The sequence below is a fragment of the Streptosporangium amethystogenes genome (genome assembly GCF_000721075.1).
In the GTDB taxonomy this organism is placed as follows: domain Bacteria; phylum Actinomycetota; class Actinomycetes; order Streptosporangiales; family Streptosporangiaceae; genus Streptosporangium; species Streptosporangium amethystogenes.
In genome coordinates this window covers 299693-317029 of sequence record NZ_JOEQ01000002.1, presented here as the reverse complement: position 1 = coordinate 317029, position 17337 = coordinate 299693, and the positions used below count along the sequence as shown (strand labels likewise).

The 17337-nt window shown below is 70.6% G+C and carries 15 protein-coding genes; 12 read left to right on the top strand and 3 right to left on the bottom strand.

Going from position 1 to position 17337, the window contains the following annotated elements; genetic code table 11:
* Positions 1-948: 948 nt before the first annotated feature.
* A complete protein-coding gene (locus IG98_RS52295; protein ID WP_211263864.1) occupies positions 949-2547 on the top strand; it encodes a hypothetical protein in 1599 nt (532 codons plus the stop codon).
* 98 nt (positions 2548-2645) lie between these two features.
* On the opposite strand, the gene IG98_RS0103160 is transcribed toward IG98_RS52295, so the two are convergent.
* Both IG98_RS0103160 and IG98_RS0103155 read right to left on the bottom strand, forming a co-directional pair.
* Complete coding sequence (locus IG98_RS0103160) at positions 2646-3572, bottom strand: MBL fold metallo-hydrolase (RefSeq protein ID WP_030905086.1); 927 nt, start codon at positions 3570-3572, stop codon at positions 2646-2648.
* A gap of 167 nt (positions 3573-3739) precedes the next feature.
* Positions 3740-5071, bottom strand: a complete 1332-nt coding sequence (locus IG98_RS0103155; protein WP_245651380.1) for a DUF1015 family protein — start codon at positions 5069-5071, stop codon at positions 3740-3742.
* Between the two features lie 121 nt (positions 5072-5192).
* Between IG98_RS0103155 and IG98_RS0103150 the strand changes: the two genes are divergently transcribed.
* Both IG98_RS0103150 and IG98_RS0103145 read left to right on the top strand, forming a co-directional pair.
* Positions 5193-5624, top strand: a complete 432-nt coding sequence (locus IG98_RS0103150) for a tetratricopeptide repeat protein (protein ID WP_030905080.1) — start codon at positions 5193-5195, stop codon at positions 5622-5624.
* A gap of 50 nt (positions 5625-5674) precedes the next feature.
* Entirely contained in the window at positions 5675-6682 is a 1008-nt protein-coding gene (locus IG98_RS0103145) for an HAD-IIA family hydrolase (RefSeq protein ID WP_030905077.1), read from the top strand.
* A 44-nt stretch (positions 6683-6726) separates the two neighbouring features.
* On the opposite strand, the gene IG98_RS0103140 is transcribed toward IG98_RS0103145, so the two are convergent.
* The gene (locus IG98_RS0103140) at positions 6727-7074 is read right to left on the bottom strand and encodes an SCP2 sterol-binding domain-containing protein (protein WP_030905074.1); all 348 of its coding nucleotides are present in this window, start codon (positions 7072-7074) and stop codon (positions 6727-6729) included.
* A 378-nt stretch (positions 7075-7452) separates the two neighbouring features.
* Between IG98_RS0103140 and IG98_RS50075 the strand changes: the two genes are divergently transcribed.
* From IG98_RS50075 to IG98_RS0103095, 9 genes are all read left to right on the top strand, one after another.
* On the top strand, positions 7453-7626 hold the full coding sequence (locus tag IG98_RS50075) for a hypothetical protein (RefSeq protein WP_157594121.1): 174 nt from the start codon (positions 7453-7455) through the stop codon (positions 7624-7626).
* Positions 7623-8441 (top strand): TlyA family RNA methyltransferase, encoded by an 819-nt coding sequence (locus IG98_RS0103130; protein ID WP_030905071.1) that lies wholly within the window; start codon positions 7623-7625, stop codon positions 8439-8441. The genes IG98_RS50075 and IG98_RS0103130 overlap by 4 nt, the downstream gene beginning before the upstream one ends.
* A 130-nt stretch (positions 8442-8571) precedes the next feature.
* Entirely contained in the window at positions 8572-9477 is a 906-nt protein-coding gene (locus IG98_RS0103125; protein WP_030905069.1) for an NAD kinase, read from the top strand.
* A gap of 90 nt (positions 9478-9567) precedes the next feature.
* Complete coding sequence (recN, locus tag IG98_RS0103120) at positions 9568-11280, top strand: DNA repair protein RecN (protein WP_030905066.1); 1713 nt, start codon at positions 9568-9570, stop codon at positions 11278-11280.
* Between the two features lie 159 nt (positions 11281-11439).
* Entirely contained in the window at positions 11440-12651 is a 1212-nt protein-coding gene (gene steA, locus IG98_RS0103115) for a putative cytokinetic ring protein SteA (RefSeq protein ID WP_030905064.1), read from the top strand.
* Entirely contained in the window at positions 12648-13622 is a 975-nt protein-coding gene (locus IG98_RS0103110) for a copper transporter (RefSeq protein WP_030905061.1), read from the top strand. Before steA ends, IG98_RS0103110 begins: the two co-directional genes overlap by 4 nt.
* Before the next feature lie 4 nt (positions 13623-13626).
* The gene (locus IG98_RS0103105) at positions 13627-14493 is read left to right on the top strand and encodes a hypothetical protein (protein WP_030905058.1); all 867 of its coding nucleotides are present in this window, start codon (positions 13627-13629) and stop codon (positions 14491-14493) included.
* On the top strand, positions 14490-16139 hold the full coding sequence (murJ, locus tag IG98_RS0103100) for a murein biosynthesis integral membrane protein MurJ (RefSeq protein ID WP_030905056.1): 1650 nt from the start codon (positions 14490-14492) through the stop codon (positions 16137-16139). Before IG98_RS0103105 ends, murJ begins: the two co-directional genes overlap by 4 nt.
* Positions 16132-17247: a glycosyltransferase family 4 protein gene (locus IG98_RS0103095; protein ID WP_030905054.1), complete on the top strand. Its 1116-nt coding sequence runs from the start codon at positions 16132-16134 to the stop codon at positions 17245-17247. The genes murJ and IG98_RS0103095 overlap by 8 nt, the downstream gene beginning before the upstream one ends.
* Positions 17248-17337: the final 90 nt, after the last annotated feature.

Below are 17337 nucleotides of genomic sequence, written 5' to 3'. Positions count from 1 at the left end.
GATGGTACTGCACCGGGGACGGTGTGGGAGAGTAGGTCACCGCCGGACAATCTTTTATATGAGGGCCCTCACCTTTCGGTGGGGGCCTTCGTGCTTTCCGAGGGGGTTCCGGAAGGGACCTGCTGGTTTCTCCTGGGGGTTTTGGTGGGCTCCCGTGTAAGGGCCGGCCTCGGCTCCTATCAATTCGTAGTGGTTTCCAGAGAGCCTCCGAACAAGGGGTTGCACCTGGACCTCAAGACCTCCGATGGGCCCCTGGAGTTTTTTCGCCATCAGCGAGAGCCTCCGCCGAGCGGCCCCCTGCTCCGCCGAACCTGCGGCGGCAGGCGGGGACCCGACACTCCACAGCGCTCTGAAATCCGGCTTCGTGATCATTTACGGGTACCGGAGAAGGGCGTATGGAGTTTCAATGGCTTGCTAGGCTGGAGAGGCCGGGCCACCCCACCAGCGGGTGGCCTTCGTCGCGCCAGACCACGATAGGGCGGGGCAGCGATAGCGAACGGGGCGCACCCCGCGGCCGGAGACCGCCCGCACAGCGAACCATCCCATCCGATCGAGGAGATGGGATGCGCTCGCAGAGTGAGCCAACGAATGGACCAGAAGTGAACAGTGACAACCGGCCTGAAGGCGCGGGTCGACGCGAAGAGGGCGAGAACCGCGGATCTGGCGGTCAGGGAGGTCACCGCGGCGATCGCGCAGGTGGCTACAAGGGACGTCCGGGAGACGGCCCCCGATATGGTGAGCGCCGAGAGGGGCGCCCGGGCGGTTCTTACGGCTCTCGTGACCGCGGCGACAGGCCGTCCTACAACCGTGACGACCGCGGTTCCGGCCGCCCTCCCTTCAATCGCGACGACCGGCCAGGCGGTGGGCAGAGGTCTTCGGGGCCGCGTGGTGACAACCAGCGTTCCTACGGTGATCGCGACCAGTCCCGAGGCGGTTCCTACGGAGCCCGTGACGGAGCGTCGTTCGTATGGTGACCGCGATCAGTCGCGTGGTCAGTACGGTTCGCGTCCCGACCGTGGTGAGCGCAAGCCGTTCAACCGCGATGACCGTCCGGGTGGTGGTTACCAGGGAGATCGTCCGTCGTTCAACCGTGACGATCGTGGTGAGCGCAGGGAGCGCAAGCCGTTCAACCGCGATGACCGTCCCGGTGGGGAGCGTCCGTCGTTCAACCGTGACGACCGTCCCGGCCGTAGCCGTTACGGCTCCCGTCCTGACAGCGGCGAGCGCAAGCCGTTCAACCGCGATGACCGTCCCGGTGGGGAGCGTCCGTCGTTCAACCGTGACGATCGTGGTGAGCGCAGGCCGTTCAACCGTGACGATCGTCCCGCCGGCGGTTACCGGGGAGACCGTGATGGTGAGGGGTCACGTACCCGTTATGGCCGGGATGACCGGTCCGGTGGTCATGACGAGGCTCCCAGTCGCCAGCGTGAGGAATTGCCGGAGCTTGCCCCGGACATCACCGCGGAGGAGCTCGACAAGGAGATTCGCGAGGAGCTCCGTTCCCTCCCGCTTGACCTCGCGGAGCTGATCTCTCGCCACCTCGTGGCAGCCGAGAGGGCTCTGGGCGAGGGCGACGCGGAGCGGGCATACGAGCACACCAAGGTCGCCCGCCGCTTCGCGGCCAGGATCGGAGTGATCCGCGAGGCGGTCGGCATCGCGGCCTACCATGCCGGCCACTTCTCCGAAGCACTCAGTGACCTGCGTGCGGCCCGCCGGATGACGGGTTCCGACTCGTTCCTGCCGATCATGGCGGACTGCGAGCGTGGCCTAGGCCGCCCCGAGCGCGCCCTCGACCTGGTCCGCTCCAAGGAGGCCGAGCGGCTCGACCGTGTCGGCAAGATCGAGCTCGCCATCGTGGAATCCGGCGCCCGGCGTGATCTCGGTCAGCACGATGCCGCGGTCATCACCCTCCAGCGCCTGCCCGAGTTGCGCGACACGCGTCCCCAGCCCTGGTCGGCCCGTCTCGCCTTCGCCTACGCCGACGCGCTGTTCGAGGCGGGTCATGAGGGGCCCGCCACCGAGTGGTTCGGCCGGGCGATGGCTTTCGACGAGGATGGTGAGACCGATGCGGCCGAGCGTTACGCGGAGCTGACCGGGGCCGTCATCGAGGATCTCGAAGAGGACGACGATTTCGAGGATGAGGAAGCCGTCGACGACGACCTCCTGAACGACGCCGACGACGCCGACGATGACGACGCCGAGATCGACGACGTCGACGACGTCATCGATGAGGACGACGACATCGACGACGTGGCGACTCTGGACGCGGACATCGAGGACGAAGACGATCTCTACGAGGAGGCGTTCGGCACCGGAAAGCCTGTGATCGGGGACGCCCCGGCCAACGGCTCTCCTGACCCGAACGGAACGGCCGGTACCGGGCGGAAGATCCAGGAGAAGGAGGGAAAGGCGGACCTGGCTGTCGAGCCGGCCTTCATCGAGCCTGACTTCGGCGACATTCTCCGCGATGCCCCCGATGTCAACGACGATCTGGACGAGGCCGACGAGCAAGGCCGGAATCGCCGGAGCAAGCCCGAGGAGAAGTAGCTCTCCGGGGACTTCGCCGCATTTCGGGTGAACGGGCGAACGGCCCGTTCACCCGAAATGGCGATTCCAACGCGGTCCTGGGCCTGAGGGACGCGTCCTTACGACTCTGTCCGGTCCAGCCAGTGCAGGATTCCGGCCACGTTGGACGGGGCGCCGCTCAGCAGTTCGAACTGCTCGGCGGTGGCCTCGTCCGCCTTCAGCGCCGCATAGCGGTCGCGGGTCCGCTCCCTGACCATGGCCACCGCGTGGTCCAGGTCCATGGCCTGCGCGCGGGCCTGACGGGTCAGGTCGACCCAGACGCGCAACTCCTCGGCGGAGCGCCCCAGAATCTCCTCCACGTCCGTGACCGGCCCGTAGTGGCTGAAGAGCAGCCGTTGCGGGCCCAGTGCCCTGAACAGGGCGATCGAGTCCAGCGCGGTCCGCAGGTCGAAGTCCGGCGGGGGTGTGGCGGGGCGTAGGTCGCCCGTCTCCGGAAGGTAGACCCCGGCCGCGTCGCCGACGTAGAGGTCACCGGTGCCGGAGTCGATGAGCCCCACGTGATGTTTGGCGTGTCCCGGGGAGTGGTGGCTGCTCAGCGTGCGGCCGTTGCCGAGGTCGATGGTGCCTGTGTCGCCCAGCGCGCGAATTCGCGAGGCTTCGGTGGGGGAGAGCTCGCCGAACAGGGTGTCCAGCTTGTCGCCCCAGACCATTCGCGCGCTGGCCATCAGTTTGGCCGGGTCGGCGAGATGCCGGGCGCCTTTCTCGTGAACCACGATCTCCGCGTCCGGGTAGAAGCCGGCGAGATCCCCGACTCCGCCCGCGTGGTCCAGGTGGATGTGCGTGACAGCGATCGTGGCGAGGTCCGCCGGGCCGACGCCCAGCGAGGCCAGGGCGTCGCGTACCACGGGAGCCGAGGTGGAGGTGCCCGTCTCCACCAGGCAGGGCCGATCCCCGAGGATCAGGTATCCGGCCGTGATACCGGAGTAGCCGGCCATCCTCGTGTCGATCTCATAGACGTCTCCGCCGAGGGCGGTGATGTTGTCCACAGGTCACCTCATAACTGGAACCGGCGTCCCCAGAACGGCATTCGGCCATTCCGGCGCAGCTCACATCGTAGAGAGTCGTCTTCGGTCGTTCACTTTCGTACGTGTAGAAAGGTGTCGCTTGTGAGGGTCGCTGAGATGTCGTCTCCGGGGTGAATGTGTGATCCCGGTCACTGTTCTGGCCTCCAGGAGCCAGAGACCTCGGAGTCGCTCAAAGCCCCGGCCTCCTGGGTGGCCGGACCGCTCGTGAGCAGACGCAGGACCAGGCCGGTGCGGGGTTTGGGGCCGAAGGAGGTGGACTTGCGGGGCACCCGTTCCCCCCGGGCCGCGATCGCGAGCACATCCTCGACCGCCAGTGGGCGCAGCAGCACCGCCGTCCCCGCGGAGGCCCGTGCGAGCTGTACGGCGGCCTCCGGATCGTGGTGGACGACGCGCACCGAACGCTCGTCGTCTCGCATCCCCCACACCTTCGGCAGGAGGAACTCCGCGAGGATGGAGGTGTTCAGCGCCCGCCATCCGGCTGAGCGGTCGGTCGGCATGGCGTCCGCGAGCCGGTCGGGGTCGGGATCGGTGAGCAGGTAGGTGGGACCCCCGCCGGACAGCAGATAGGCCGGTCCGGTGCTCTCCCCCAGCGCGGCCAGCCCCTCGGCCAGGCCCGCGTGCTCCTGTACCTGCCAGGAGCCCCTGGCCTTGGCCAGCGCCTCCCCGAGCGGCAGTTCGGGAATGACCCGGTGGATGGCCTTCAGATGTGGGGGATAGGCGCTGGAGTCCACCAGGAGCGCGAGACCGAAATCCCAGGGGCCGGGCTCGGGTCTCGCGGCGTGGTGCTCCCGCTGGAGTTCGAGATAGGTGGCGTAGCGGTGGTGTCCGTCGGCGATCAGGGCCTGGCGAGGGCGGAGATCGGCATTGATGGAGGCGAGCTCACCGGTGTCGGTGACGGCCCACAGCCGGTGCCTGACCCCGTCGCCGGTCACCGCCTCCGCCAGCGGAGGCCGGGAGGTGGCGGTCCGGTCGACGAGGCGGGTGGCGGCGCCGCCTGCGCCGTCGTAGAGCAGGAAGATGGGCTCCAGGTTGGCCTCCGTGGTGCGCATCAGCGCCAGCCGGTTGGCGACCGGTCCGGGCATCACGTTCTCGTGAGGCAGGATGATGTGCTGTTCCGGCCCCGCCAGGCCCACGTCGCCGATGAGCCCGCGCTGCAGGATCCCGGGCCCGGACTGCTCGTAGACGTAGATCGCGGGTGTCTCGTCGGCGGCCAGTACTCCGGAGGAGAGCCACTCCTGAAGCCTCTCCCGCGCCTCGGCGTACCTGGGCAGGTCGATGCCGGGAAGGATCAAACGCACCACGTTGTTGGGGTGGGTGTCGAGTAGTTCCCGTACGCCTGCCTTGTCGATGAGATCGTAGGGCGGCGAGGTGACCCCGGCCAGGTCGTCGACCGTGAACCGTACGCCGTGGAACGGGCGTAGCACCAGCCCGTCGGGCACCGGCAGTTCAGGATTCGCCATAGAGGGCATGCTGCCATAAAGGCCTGAAACGGCCGGGCGCCGTCTCAAGGCTGCGGTGGTGCCCGGTCCCGTCAGGGAGTCGGCCAGATCTGTCGTCTGTCGATGAAGGAGGCCTCACACAATGGTCCAAGGACGTAGCGGTCCGTCTGATTCCCCCAACCCCGAGACGGGCGCTCCGGTCGGGGACGTCTACGAATGGTTTCAACGAGGGATGAGGTTGCTGGCCGAGGGGAGCCCGGCGGCGGCTGCCGCGCTGCTGGAGCGGGCGGCCTACGCGGAGCCGGAGTCCCGGAGCATCCGTGAGGCCCTCGCCCGGGCGCAGTTCAACTCCCGGCAGTACACCGACGCGGTCGACAGCTTTCGCTGGATCATCGATGCGAATCCAGCCGAGGACTACGCGTATTTCGGTCTTGGGCTCGCCCTGTGGCGGACCGGGGACATGGAGGGAGCCCAGGAGCCGCTGGCCATCGCCGTCGCGATGCGGCCCGACCAGCGGCACTACGTCTCCGCCTTGAAAAGCGTGCGCGCCACGTTACGGGCCCGCCGGATGTGATCCGTATGTGATCTGTGCGAGCAATGGAACGTGGGTGATGAAATAGGTCGGTGGACACAAACGCGCTGATCGACCTGTATGACACCCTCCTCCTTGATCTCGATGGGGTGGTGTATCTCGGGCGCGACGCCGTACCCGGGGCGCCTGAGGCGCTGTGCCGGGCGGCGGAGCGTGGTGTGCGCCTCGCCTACGTCACCAACAACGCCTCGCGCACCCCCGGCGCCATCGCCCAGCACCTGAGCGCGCTGGGTGCCCCGGCGACCCCCGACGACGTCGTCACCTCCGCCCAGGCCGCCGCACGGCTCGTGGCCGAGCGGGTCGAACCGGGTGCCGCGGTGCTGGTGGTCGGCGGGATGGGACTGCGCACCGCGTTGCGCGCCCACGGTCTGCGCCCGGTCAGCACCGCTTTGGACAGCCCGGTCGCGGTCGTCCAGGGCATAGCCCCCGACCTCTCCTACGGCCTGCTGGCCGAGGGGACACTCGCGGTGCGTGAGGGGGCACTCTTCGTGGCCGCGAACGCCGACTCGACCATGCCGACCGGCAGAGGCGAGTTTCCCGGCAACGGCGCGATGGTCAGGGTCATCGCCACGGCGACCGGGGTGGAGCCGATCGTTGCGGGCAAGCCCGAGCCGCCCCTGCACCGGGAGTCGATGCTCCGTACCGGATCGCGGCGGCCCCTGGTGGTCGGCGACCGGCTCGACACCGACATCGAGGGGGCGACCAACGCCGGAGTCGACAGTCTGCTGGTTCTGACGGGGGTGGCGAGCGCGCTCGACGTGCTGACCGCCGCTCCCCGGCACCGGCCGACCTATGTCGCCGGCGATCTGTCCGCACTGCACCGGCCCTATCCCGAGGTACGGCGGACCGGGGACGGGTGGACCTGCGATGGGTGGACGGCCCGCTGGGAGGAGGGTGCCCTCACCCTTGAGGGGGGAGGTGAGCCGCTCGACGGCCTCCGCGCCGCCTCAGCCGCGACCTGGGAGGCCGCGGGGGAGGGCCGGGCGGACGAGGACGCGGTGAAGGCGGCACTCGACTCCGCGCTCTCGCCCGCCGGCTGAGAGGGCCGCCTTCGTCCCGACGGCCTCTCCCCTCAGCGGGATCCTCAGAGAAGCTTGCGCAGGCGGAGAAGGTCTCCGAAGCTGGCGTCGACCCTGACCCGGCCGCCGAACACGGCCCGCCCCATGTCGAGCTCCCCGTTGACCAGGGCGACGAGATCATCGCTGCCGATGGTCAGTTTCACCTCGGCCTCCCTGCCGTCGTCCGAGGGCAGATCCTCGAAGGGGCCGAGGCCGCCGTGGTGGATGCGACCGTAAAAGGTCACGCCGAGATCCTTGATATGGCAGCTGATACTGCGCTCGACCACGTGCTTGGCGCGGCTTGCCTGGTCAACCTCGTCGAACTGCTCGCCGAGTTTGCGCAGTGCCGCCCGGCACTCGTCGACGGTCGCCATCGCGTGGCGCTCCCTTCTCTTCCGGACCGGCCTGAATCCCTTTCAGGTACGGACGGTAGCGTTCCACATGGGTACGGCATGCAATCCGGCGCGGGGGTGTGCCGGGAAAGAGGCGTACGAAACCCCGAGGAGGGGCCTGGGCGGCCGCCGATCTCAACGAGAAGACAACGCGCGAGCCCCCCGCGATAGTTCGCGCTTTACCCAGCTTTGAAGAAACCGCTCTCCTGGCCCACGCCAGGGCGACGGGGGACGCGGGTTCCGATACGGTCGGGGAATTCACGGACACGGGACCGGTGAGCGTCGCGTCCGTGCGGCGGCAAGGGACGCCGAGACGGCCATGACGGCCGAGGCGGCCAGGAGAGGATCCGGAGGGGGCGCATGACGGACCTGCTTGAGGAGACGGGCGACGGGCGGGCGGACACCGCGCTGGGCGGGCTCGCCCGGCTCGGCACCCTGCCGGTCTCCGCGCACGCGGACGTCTTCGAGGAGGTGTTCACCGGACTGGAGCAGGCGCTCGCCTCGGTGGACGACGCCCCGGACCGGCACCCGTGAGCCGGCGGGTACGCCTCGACAGCGAACTCGTCCGCAGGAGACTGGCGCGGTCCAGGGAACAGGCGGCCCAGCTCATCGAGGCAGGCAGGGTCAGCGTCGGCGGCCGGGTGGCGGCCAAGCCTGCGACCCAGGTCGACACCGCCTCGGCCATCGTGGTGGTGGAGGCGACCGAGGGCCCGGATTACGTCTCGCGTGGGGCGCACAAACTCCTCGGCGCGCTGGAGGCATTCGGTCCTCTCGGCCTCACGGTCGCCGGGCGCCGCTGCCTGGACGCCGGTGCCTCCACCGGAGGCTTCACGGATGTGCTGCTGCGCGGCGGTGCGGCTCACGTGCTGGCCGTCGACGTCGGCTACGGTCAGCTCGCGTGGTCGCTGCGGACCGACGACAGGGTCACGGTCATGGAGCGGGTCAACGTCAGGGACCTGACGCCGGACACGGTCGGTGAGGCGCCCACCCTGGTCGTCGGGGACCTCTCCTTCATCTCGCTGCGCCTGGTGCTGCCCGCCCTGGTGCGCTGTGCCGCCGAGCGGGCCGATTTCGCGATGCTGGTCAAGCCCCAGTTCGAGGTCGGCAGGGAGCGGGTCGGCGCGGGCGGCGTCGTCCGTGACCCCGCGCTTCGCGCGAAGGCCGTTCGGGACGTGGCCGAAGCCGCGCGGGCGCTCGGCCTGACCGTGCGAGGGGTCACCGCGAGCCCGCTGCCCGGACCGTCGGGCAACGTCGAGTACGTCATCTGGCTGGGTAAGGGGGAGGGGGCTCCGCCGGTCGCCGACCTCGGCGCCGAGATCGAGCGAGCGGTGGCGGAGGGCCCCCGGTAGCGGGCGACCCGGGAGAACACGATCTGACATCCTGCCCGGAGCCGAGACTCGGGGCACCCACACTGGAAGAGCTGAGTTGGACTTCCTCCCCAGAGCCAGAGCTCGGGGTCTCCACGCTCGAGGAGATGAGATGACTGCCAAGCGCGTCGTGCTGGTCACCGCGCACACCGGCCGGTCGGCGGCCGTCGACAGCGCCCGGATGGTGATCCAGCGTTTCCTGGACGCCGGGTTGACCGTGCGCGTCCTCAGCGCCGAGGCCGACGAGATCGCCTGCGCCGGGGCCGACGTGGTGCCTGCCGGTTCGGCGGCGGTCGACGACGCCGAGATGATGATCGTGCTCGGCGGCGACGGGAGCCTCCTGCGGGCGGCCGAGTTCGCCCGCCCGGCCGGCGTGCCGCTGCTGGGGGTGAACCTCGGACACGTGGGCTTCCTGGCGGAGGCCGAGGTGGAGAACCTGGCGGTCGCGGTCGACAGCGTGGTGGAAGGTCGCTACGACGTCGAGGAGCGGATGACCATCGAGGTCACCGCCCGCCTCAACGGCAAGTTGCTGGCCGACAGCTGGGCACTGAACGAGGCCACCGTCGAGAAGAGCGAGAGGATGCTCGAGGTGGTCGCCGAGATCGACGGGCGCCCGTTGTCGCGCTGGGGGTGTGACGGGGTGATCTGCGCCACGCCGACCGGTTCCACCGCGTACGCCTTTTCCGCGGGGGGGCCGGTTGTCTGGCCCGAGGTGGAGGCGCTGCTGCTGGTGCCGATCAGTGCCCATGCGCTTTTCTCCCGGCCCCTGGTGGTCTCGCCCCGCTCCAGGCTCGCGCTGGAGGTCCAGACGGAGACCGCGGGAGCGGTGCTGTGGTGCGACGGGCGCCGCAGGTTCGACCTGCCCGCCGGGGCGAGGGTGGAACTGCGGCGGGCCGAGCTGCCGGTACGACTGGCTCGGCTGCACGGTCTGGAGGACACCGGAGCGCCGTTCACCGACAGGTTGGTCGCCAAGTTCGATCTCCCTGTACAGGGGTGGCGCGGACGTGTGAGGCCCTAGTACGGCAGGGCGGGTGACGTCTCAAGCGCGTAGGATCGTGCCCGCGCACCGCACTGATGTTCGGTGAATTCGATGTGACGGGAGGGACCAGTGCGACCCAGGGTCGAGGAGGTCCGCATCCAGGGACTCGGCGTGATCGACGAGGCCGTCCTGGTGCTATCGCCGGGATTCACCGTGGTCACGGGCGAGACGGGCGCGGGCAAGACCATGGTGGTGACCGGTCTGGGGCTGTTGTTCGGCGGCCGGGCCGATCCCGCCCGGGTCCGTCCCGGCTCTGAGCGGGCCACCATCGAGGGCACACTGATCGTCGACCCGGCGGGACGGGTCGCGCAGCAGGTGCAGGACGTGGGCGGCGAGGTCGAGGACGGCGAGTTGATCATCTCGCGGACCGTCTCCGTCGAGGGGCGCAGCCGTGCCTGGCTGGGTGGGCGCACCGTCCCCGTCGGCACGCTCACCTACCTGGCCGAGGACCTGGTGGCCGTGCACGGCCAGATGGACCAGCAGCGGCTGCTGCAGCCCGGTCGCCAGCGCGCCGCTCTCGACCGTTACGCGGGCGAGGAACTGATCAAGCCGTTGCGCGCCTACGAACAGGCGTACAAGCGGCACAGGAAGATCACGGAGCAGCTGGCCGAGCTGACCACCAGAGCCAGGGAGCGCGCCCAGGAGGCCGACCAGCTCAGGTTCGGGCTCGGTGAGATCGAGAGGGTCGACCCCAAGGCCGGCGAGGAGACCGAGCTGCGCGAGGAGGAGGAGCGGCTCTCCCACGCGGACTCCCTCCGGAGCGCCGCGGAGACGGCGCACCGGGCGCTGCTCGGTGACCCGATGTCCGGCCAGCAGGCCATGCCCGACGCCATCGCGCTGGTCGGTGAGGCCCGTACGGTGGTCGAGGCGGTGCGCGACTTCGACCCGGCGCTCGCCGGGATCGCCGAAAGGCTCGCCGAGGCGGGTTACCTGATCTCCGACGTCGCCACCGAGCTGGCCGCGTACGCCGAGTCGATCGACGCGGATCCGGGTCGGCTCGCGGCGGTGCAGGAGCGGCGGGCCGCGCTCATCCATGTCATCCGCAGGTACGGTCAGGACACCGCCGAGGTGCTCGACTGGGCCGCTCGGGCCGCCGCACGCGTCGCGGAGCTCGACGGCGACGACGACCGCATCGGTGAGCTCACCCGCGAGCACGAGGAGCTCACCGGGCGCCTCACCGAGCTGGCCACCGACCTGACCCGGGTCAGGTCGGTGGCCGCGGAGCGCTTCGGGCAGGCGGTGACCGAGGAGCTCACCGCGCTGGCCATGCCGCACGCCAGGGTGGTGGTCACCATCGTCGCCGCCCCCGAGTTCGGCCCGCACGGTGTCGACGAGGTCGAGCTGCGGCTGTCGCCGCACCCTGCCTCGCCGCCCCTGCCACTGAACAAGGGCGCCTCGGGCGGTGAGCTGAGTCGGGTGATGCTCGCCATCGAGGTGGTGTTCGCCGGCGCCGACCCCGTCCCGACGTTCGTCTTCGACGAGGTCGACGCGGGCGTGGGCGGCAAGGCCGCGGTGGAGATCGGCCGCAGGCTGGCGCGACTGGCCAGGACCTCCCAGGTGATCGTCGTCACCCACCTTCCGCAGGTCGCGGCCTTCGCCGACCAGCATCTCGTGGTGGAGAAGGCCGATGACGGGAGCGTGGTGCGGAGCGGTGTGATCGCCCTTGACAAGGACGGCAGGGCGCGGGAGCTGTCCCGAATGCTCGCCGGGCTTGAGAACTCCGAGCTGGGCCGTGCGCACGCGGAGGAGCTCCTGTCGATCGCGGCCGCCGACAAGGCATGACCGGACGCCCCGGGAAGGAGAGACGAGGGAGTAAGTAGCGGTTTGAAAGAGTAATCCGTATGTTCCGGGGGAGCGGGTGACGGGGGTCACGGGTGACGTACCTGACACGCTGCCGACTGTTTGGCTCTCCTGGTCGTTCACTCTGGCAGGATGGTCGTGATGAAGGTGCCGATTGACGGGCTTCAAGACAGGCTCACCGGGTACCTCCGCCGCAGGAAGGTCACGGATCTTCCCGGGGTGACGGCAGTGGCGAGAATCGATCGGCGGACCAAGAGGCTGACCAAGCGCCTCAGGGCCGGGGAAATCGCGATTATCGATCACGTTGACGTTGACCGGGTCAGCGCGGAGGCGCTTGTCGCGTGCGGTGCGGCAGGCGTTGTCAACGTCGCCGCGGGCATCAGCGGCCGTTACCCCAACCTGGGCCCGCAGATCATCGTTGACGCCGGAGTGCCGTTCGTGGACAACGCCACCTCCGAGTTGTTCGAGCGGATCAGGGACGGAGACCTGGTCCGGCTGCACGAGGGCGTCGTCTACCTCGACGAGGAGACGGTCGGCAAGGGCGACCTGCAGACCCCCGAGTCCGTCGAGGCCGCGATGACCGAGGCGCGGGCCGGGCTGACCGTGCAGATCGAGGCGTTCGCGGTCAACACCATGGAGTACGTCCGCCGTGAGCGTGACCTCCTCATCGACGGGATCGGTGTTCCCGACATCCGGACCGTCTTGGAGGGCCGGCACGTCCTCATCGTGGTGCGCGGTTACCACTACAAGGAGGACATCGCCGCCCTCCGTCCCTACATTCGTGAATACCGCCCGGTCATGATCGGGGTGGACGGCGGGGCCGACGCGCTGCTGGAGGCCGGTTACCTGCCGGACATCATCGTCGGCGACTTCGACTCGGTCTCCACCAAGGCGCTCACCACCGGTGCCGAGCTGGTCGTGCACGCCTACCGCGACGGCAGGGCACCGGGGCTGGAACGGGTCCAGCAGCTCGGCCGCAGCGCGGTGATCTTCCCGGCGATCGGTACCAGCGAGGACATCGCCATGCTGCTCGCCGACGACAAGGGTGCCGACCTCATCGTCGCCGTCGGCACTCACGCGACGCTGGTGGAGTTCCTCGACAAGGGGCGCTCCGGCATGGCCAGCACCTTCCTCACCCGCCTGCGGGTGGGCAGCAAGCTCGTCGACGCAAAGGGCGTCAGCCGGCTCTACCGCAGCCGGATCTCCACCCCGTCCCTGCTCCTGCTCGTCGCCACCACGCTGATCACCATGGGAGTGGCGATCGTCGTCTCTCCGGTGGGCAAGATCTGGCTGGACAGCGTCCGCGACGTCTGGAGCGGCTTCATCTTCTGGCTGGTCGGACTCTTCTCGTGATCGATTTCCGCTATCACCTCGTCTCCATCGTCGCGATCTTCCTCGCGCTGTCGGTGGGCATCGTGCTGGGCACCACCCTCCTCGAAGACCCCGTCATCAAGGCGAGCGAGGGCCTGGCCAACCAGCTCCGCGAGGGCAACAACGAGCTCCGCATCCAGGTGGAGGCCCTGCAGCGGCGCGAGGCGGGCAACGACGCCTTCGTGGCCGCCGACACCCCTCGGCTGGTCCAGGACGCGCTCGTGGGCAAGCGCGTGGTGGTCGTCGAGGCGCCGGGCGCCACGGTGGGCGTGCGTGAGTCGGCGCAGCAGGTGATCGAGGAGGCCGGGGCGATCGTGACCGGCCGGATCACCCTCACCGAGAGGTACATCGACCCCGCCCAGACGGGTTTCGTCGACAAGCTGGCCGTCGGGGCCAAGGCCGCCGAGACCGTCTTCCCCGTCGAGGACACGGCATACGACAAGGCGGCCCAGGTGCTCGCCGACGCGATCGTGACCAGCGACCCCGTCCAGGCGGGCAAGGAGCATCCGGCCGGTGTGGGCATCCTCGACGCCTTCCAGCGCGCCGGCCTGCTCACCATCACCGACGACCCCGCCAAGCGCGCGGAACTGGCCCTGATGGTCGCCCCCGCGGAGGCGTACACCGGAGAGACCGCCGCCGGGCGGGCGGGTGCGCTCGTGGCCCTGGCACTGGGCCTGGACGAGGTGGGCCAGGGCACGGTGGTGGCCGGTACGCAGACCTCCGCCGCGGCCGGTGGGATCATCACCGCGCTCCGGGAGGACACCTCCTTCACAGAGAAGGTCTCCAGTGTCGACACCGCGGATATGCCCGCGGGGCGGGTCGTGGTGGTCTACGCTCTCCGAGAGCAACTGGCCGGGCTCGCCGGCCAGTACGGCATAGGCTCCGGCGTCTCTGGTATCAAGCCCAGCGCGACGCCCACCCCCACGGCCGTCACGGCCACCTCCGGAGGATGACCCGATGGCTCGTCGTGCTTTTCTCGGTGCCCTCACCGGTGCGCTCCTCGGCGCGGTCGCCGCGCGTGCCGCGTACGCGGCCTTCACCCGCAGGCCTCCGGTCGGCGATGTGGAGACCTGGGCGCGCACGAACCACAGGGGCGAACCGATCACCCTGCTGGAGGGCCCGGCGTTCGTCGCCGGCGCCGGTGCCGCGGCGGCCGTGATCCCCGGCCTGACCGGCAGGGCCCGGGCGGCGGCGCTGCTGGCCGCCGTGGGGGCCGGCGGCCTCGGTGCCTACGACGACCTGTACGGCGCGACCTCCTCCAAGGGGTTCAAGGGGCATCTGAGCGCCCTGGCCAAGGGGGAGGTCACCAGCGGGGCCGTGAAGATCCTCGGCATCGGCGCGACCGGCCTGGCCGCCGCGGCCGCCACCTCCCGGGCGCCCTTCGACGTCGCCGTCAACGGCGTGCTGATCGCCGGGAGCGCCAACCTGGCCAACCTCTTCGACCTGCGTCCCGGGCGTGCCGTCAAGGTGGGCCTGCTCGCCGGCGCACCCCTGCTCGCCGCGGCTCTGTTCAGGGACGACCCGGTCCCGGCCACCCTGGCCGCGCTTCCCATGGGCGCCGCCGCCGCGCTGCTGCCCGAGGACCTCGGCGAGCGGGCCATGCTCGGCGACGCGGGGGCCAACGCGCTGGGCGCGCTTGTCGGCCTGGCCGCCGCCGTCACCCTGGGCCGCCCGGGACGCCTGGCCGTGCTCGGCACGGTGGTCGCGCTGACCGCCGCCTCGGAGAAGGTCAGCTTCACCAAGGTGATCGCGGGCAACCCCGTCCTGCACCGCCTCGACATGCTGGGCCGTCGTCCCCTGGAGCAGGCACCCGCCACCCGATGAGCAGCAGGATCGCCCGAGGGATCGCGGGAGCGGCACTTCTCATCGGGATCGTGACCGTCCTGGCCCGGCTCGTCGGGTTCGGCCGCTATCTCGTCCAGTCGCAGACCGTCGGCAACCTCTGCCTGAGCACCGCCTACAACACCGCCAACTACGTGCCCAACATCGTCTTCGAGCTGGTGGCGGGCGGCGCGCTGGCCGGGATGGTGGTGCCGGTGCTGGCCTCGGTGGCCTCCAGGGCCGACGACGACCCCGAGGCCAGGGCGGAGGTCGGCCAGATCACCTCGGCGCTGCTCACCTGGGTGATGCTCATCATGGTGCCGCTGGCGCTGCTCATCGTGGCGTTCGCCGGGCCGATCGTCGCGCTGCTGGTGGGCGGTCCGAGCGGCTGCGACCTGGCGGAGGTCGTCGAGGTCGGCACCGGCATGCTCGTCGTCTTCGCCCCTCGTATGATCTTCTTCGGGCTGGCAGTGGTCCTGTACGGCGTGCTCCAGGCACACCGGCGGTTCATGGGCCCGGCCCTGGCTCCACTGGTCTCCAGCCTGCTCATCGTTGGCTCCATGCTGCTGTTCGAGGCGCTCAACGGGACGGCGGCCAGGGACCTGGCGGACCTGACCGCCGCGGGGCAGCTCTCGCTCTCCCTGGGCGCGACCGTCGCCGCCGCCGCGATGGTGCTCACCGTGGTCGTCCCGGTGGTCAGGCTCAAGCTCCGGCTGCGGCCCTCGCTGTCGTTCCCGCCCGGGGTCGCGGCCCGGGCGCGCGGGCTCGCCACCGCCGGTATCGCCGTGCTGATCGCGCAGCAGGTCGCGCTGCTCGTCGTCATCCTTCTGGCCAATGACCTGGGCGGCAAGGGCGCGATCGGTGTCTACACCTACGCCTGGGCGCTGTACCAGCTGCCGTACGCGGTGCTCGTGATGCCGATCGCCACCAGCTCCTTCCCGGTGCTGTCCACCCGCGCCGCAGAGGGGGACCTGCCCGGGTTCAACGCTTTGACCTCCTCCACCACGCGGATCGTGCTGCTGGTGACGGGGCTCGCGGCCGGAGTGATGGCGGCGGTCGCGCTACCGGTGTCGCGGGTCTTCCTGGAGGAGACTCCGGGTGGGGAGCCCGCCGAGATGGCCAGGGCCGTCGCGCTGTTCGCGCCCGGCCTGGCCGGGTACGCGCTCATGCTGCACCTGGCCCGCATCCTGTACGCCTGCGGTCGGGGGCGGTCGGCGGCGGTCGCCTCGGTGGCCGGGTGGGCCGTCGCACTGGCGGCACAGGTCGTGCTCGCCCGCGCCGCAGCGGGTCCGGCCGACGTGGTCGGGCAACTGGCACTGGGCAGCACGATCGGCATGACCGTCGGCGGGCTGTTGCTGGTCCTCGCGGTACTCCGGGCCAGGGGGGCGACCGCGTTGGAGGGAACGCCGCGCACTTTCCTGGCCGCCCTGGTCGGCGGCGTCGCGGCCTGGGGGGCGGGGCTGACCCTGGTCGATGCCTTCGGAGCGGTGTCCAGGTGGGAGTCCGTGCCGGTCGGACTGGCCGCCGCGATCGCCGGGACAGCCGCGTTCGCGGTCGTGGCGATGATGGTCGACAGGCGAGACGCCCGGGCGCTGCTGGCACGACTGCGCAGGGGACCGGTGAAGGAGGGGAGCGGTTTCGATGGCTGATCAGGGGACGCGTGTGGCGTTCGTGCTGGGCACGAGCGAGGGAGGGGTCGGCAGGCACGTCGCCATGCTGGCCGGAGGGCTGGTGCGTGGCGGCCACCGGGTGGTCGTGGCAGGTCCCCCGAGCACGGAGCGGGCCTTCGGGTTCACCGCGCTCGGCGCGCGCTTCGTACCGGTGCCGATCTCCGATCGGCCCCGCCCGCTCGACGATCTTCGGGCGGTCATGGCGCTCAGGACGCTGCGCGGGGCGCATGCCGTGCACGCCCACGGGCTGAGGGCCGGGGCGCTGGCGGCGATCGCGCTGGCCGGAACCGGGGCCGGCCTGGTGGTGACCCTGCACAACGCCGCGACCGCGGGCGGCGTGGTCGGCGCGGTCTACGGCCTCCTGGAACGGATCGTGGCCCGCCGCGCCGATCGGATCCTGGTCGTCTCCCCCGATCTGGGGGAGCGGATGGCCCACCTGGGGGCCGGGCACGTCGAGGCCGCCGTGGTCCCGGCGCCTGTGCTGCCCCCTTCAGGGCGCGAGGCCGGGGACATCCGGCGGGAACTCGGTACCGGAGAGCGGGTGATCTTCCTGACGGTCGCCAGGCTCGCCCAGCAGAAGGGCCTGGAGACCCTGCTCGATGTCGCGAAGGCCCTGCCGGAGGTTCGCCGGGCCGCAGAGCACGCGTCGGGGCCGGTGTTCCTGGTGGCGGGGGAGGGGCCGCTGCGGGCGGAGTTGCAGGAACGGATCGACCGGGAGAACCTGCCGGTGCGGCTGCTCGGTGCCCGTACCGACGTGGGGGACCTGCTCGGGGTGGCCAGGGCACTGCTGGTGCCGAGCCGCTGGGAGGGGCAGCCGCTCACCGTGCAGGAGGCCCTGCGGGCGGGGACGGCGGTCATCGCCACCGCGGTGGGGGGCATCCCGGCGATGGTGGGTGAGGCGGGACTGCTGGTGCCGTACGGGGACGTCGCGGCGATGCGCGACGCGGTCGCGAGGGTGCTCGTCGACGACGGTCTCGCGGCGGAACTGGCCGCTGCCGCCGCCGGGCGAGGGCGTGGGATGCCGGGTGAACCGGAGGCGCTGGAGGCGGTGCTCGCGGTCTACGCCGGGCTTCCCCCGAGGGGCTGAAGGGGCCGGCACGCGGTCCGCGCCAGGTCTTCGAAGGGGGTTTGGGGCCTGGCGGCGGGAGACGCGGGAAGCCCGATGGAACAGGCGGGG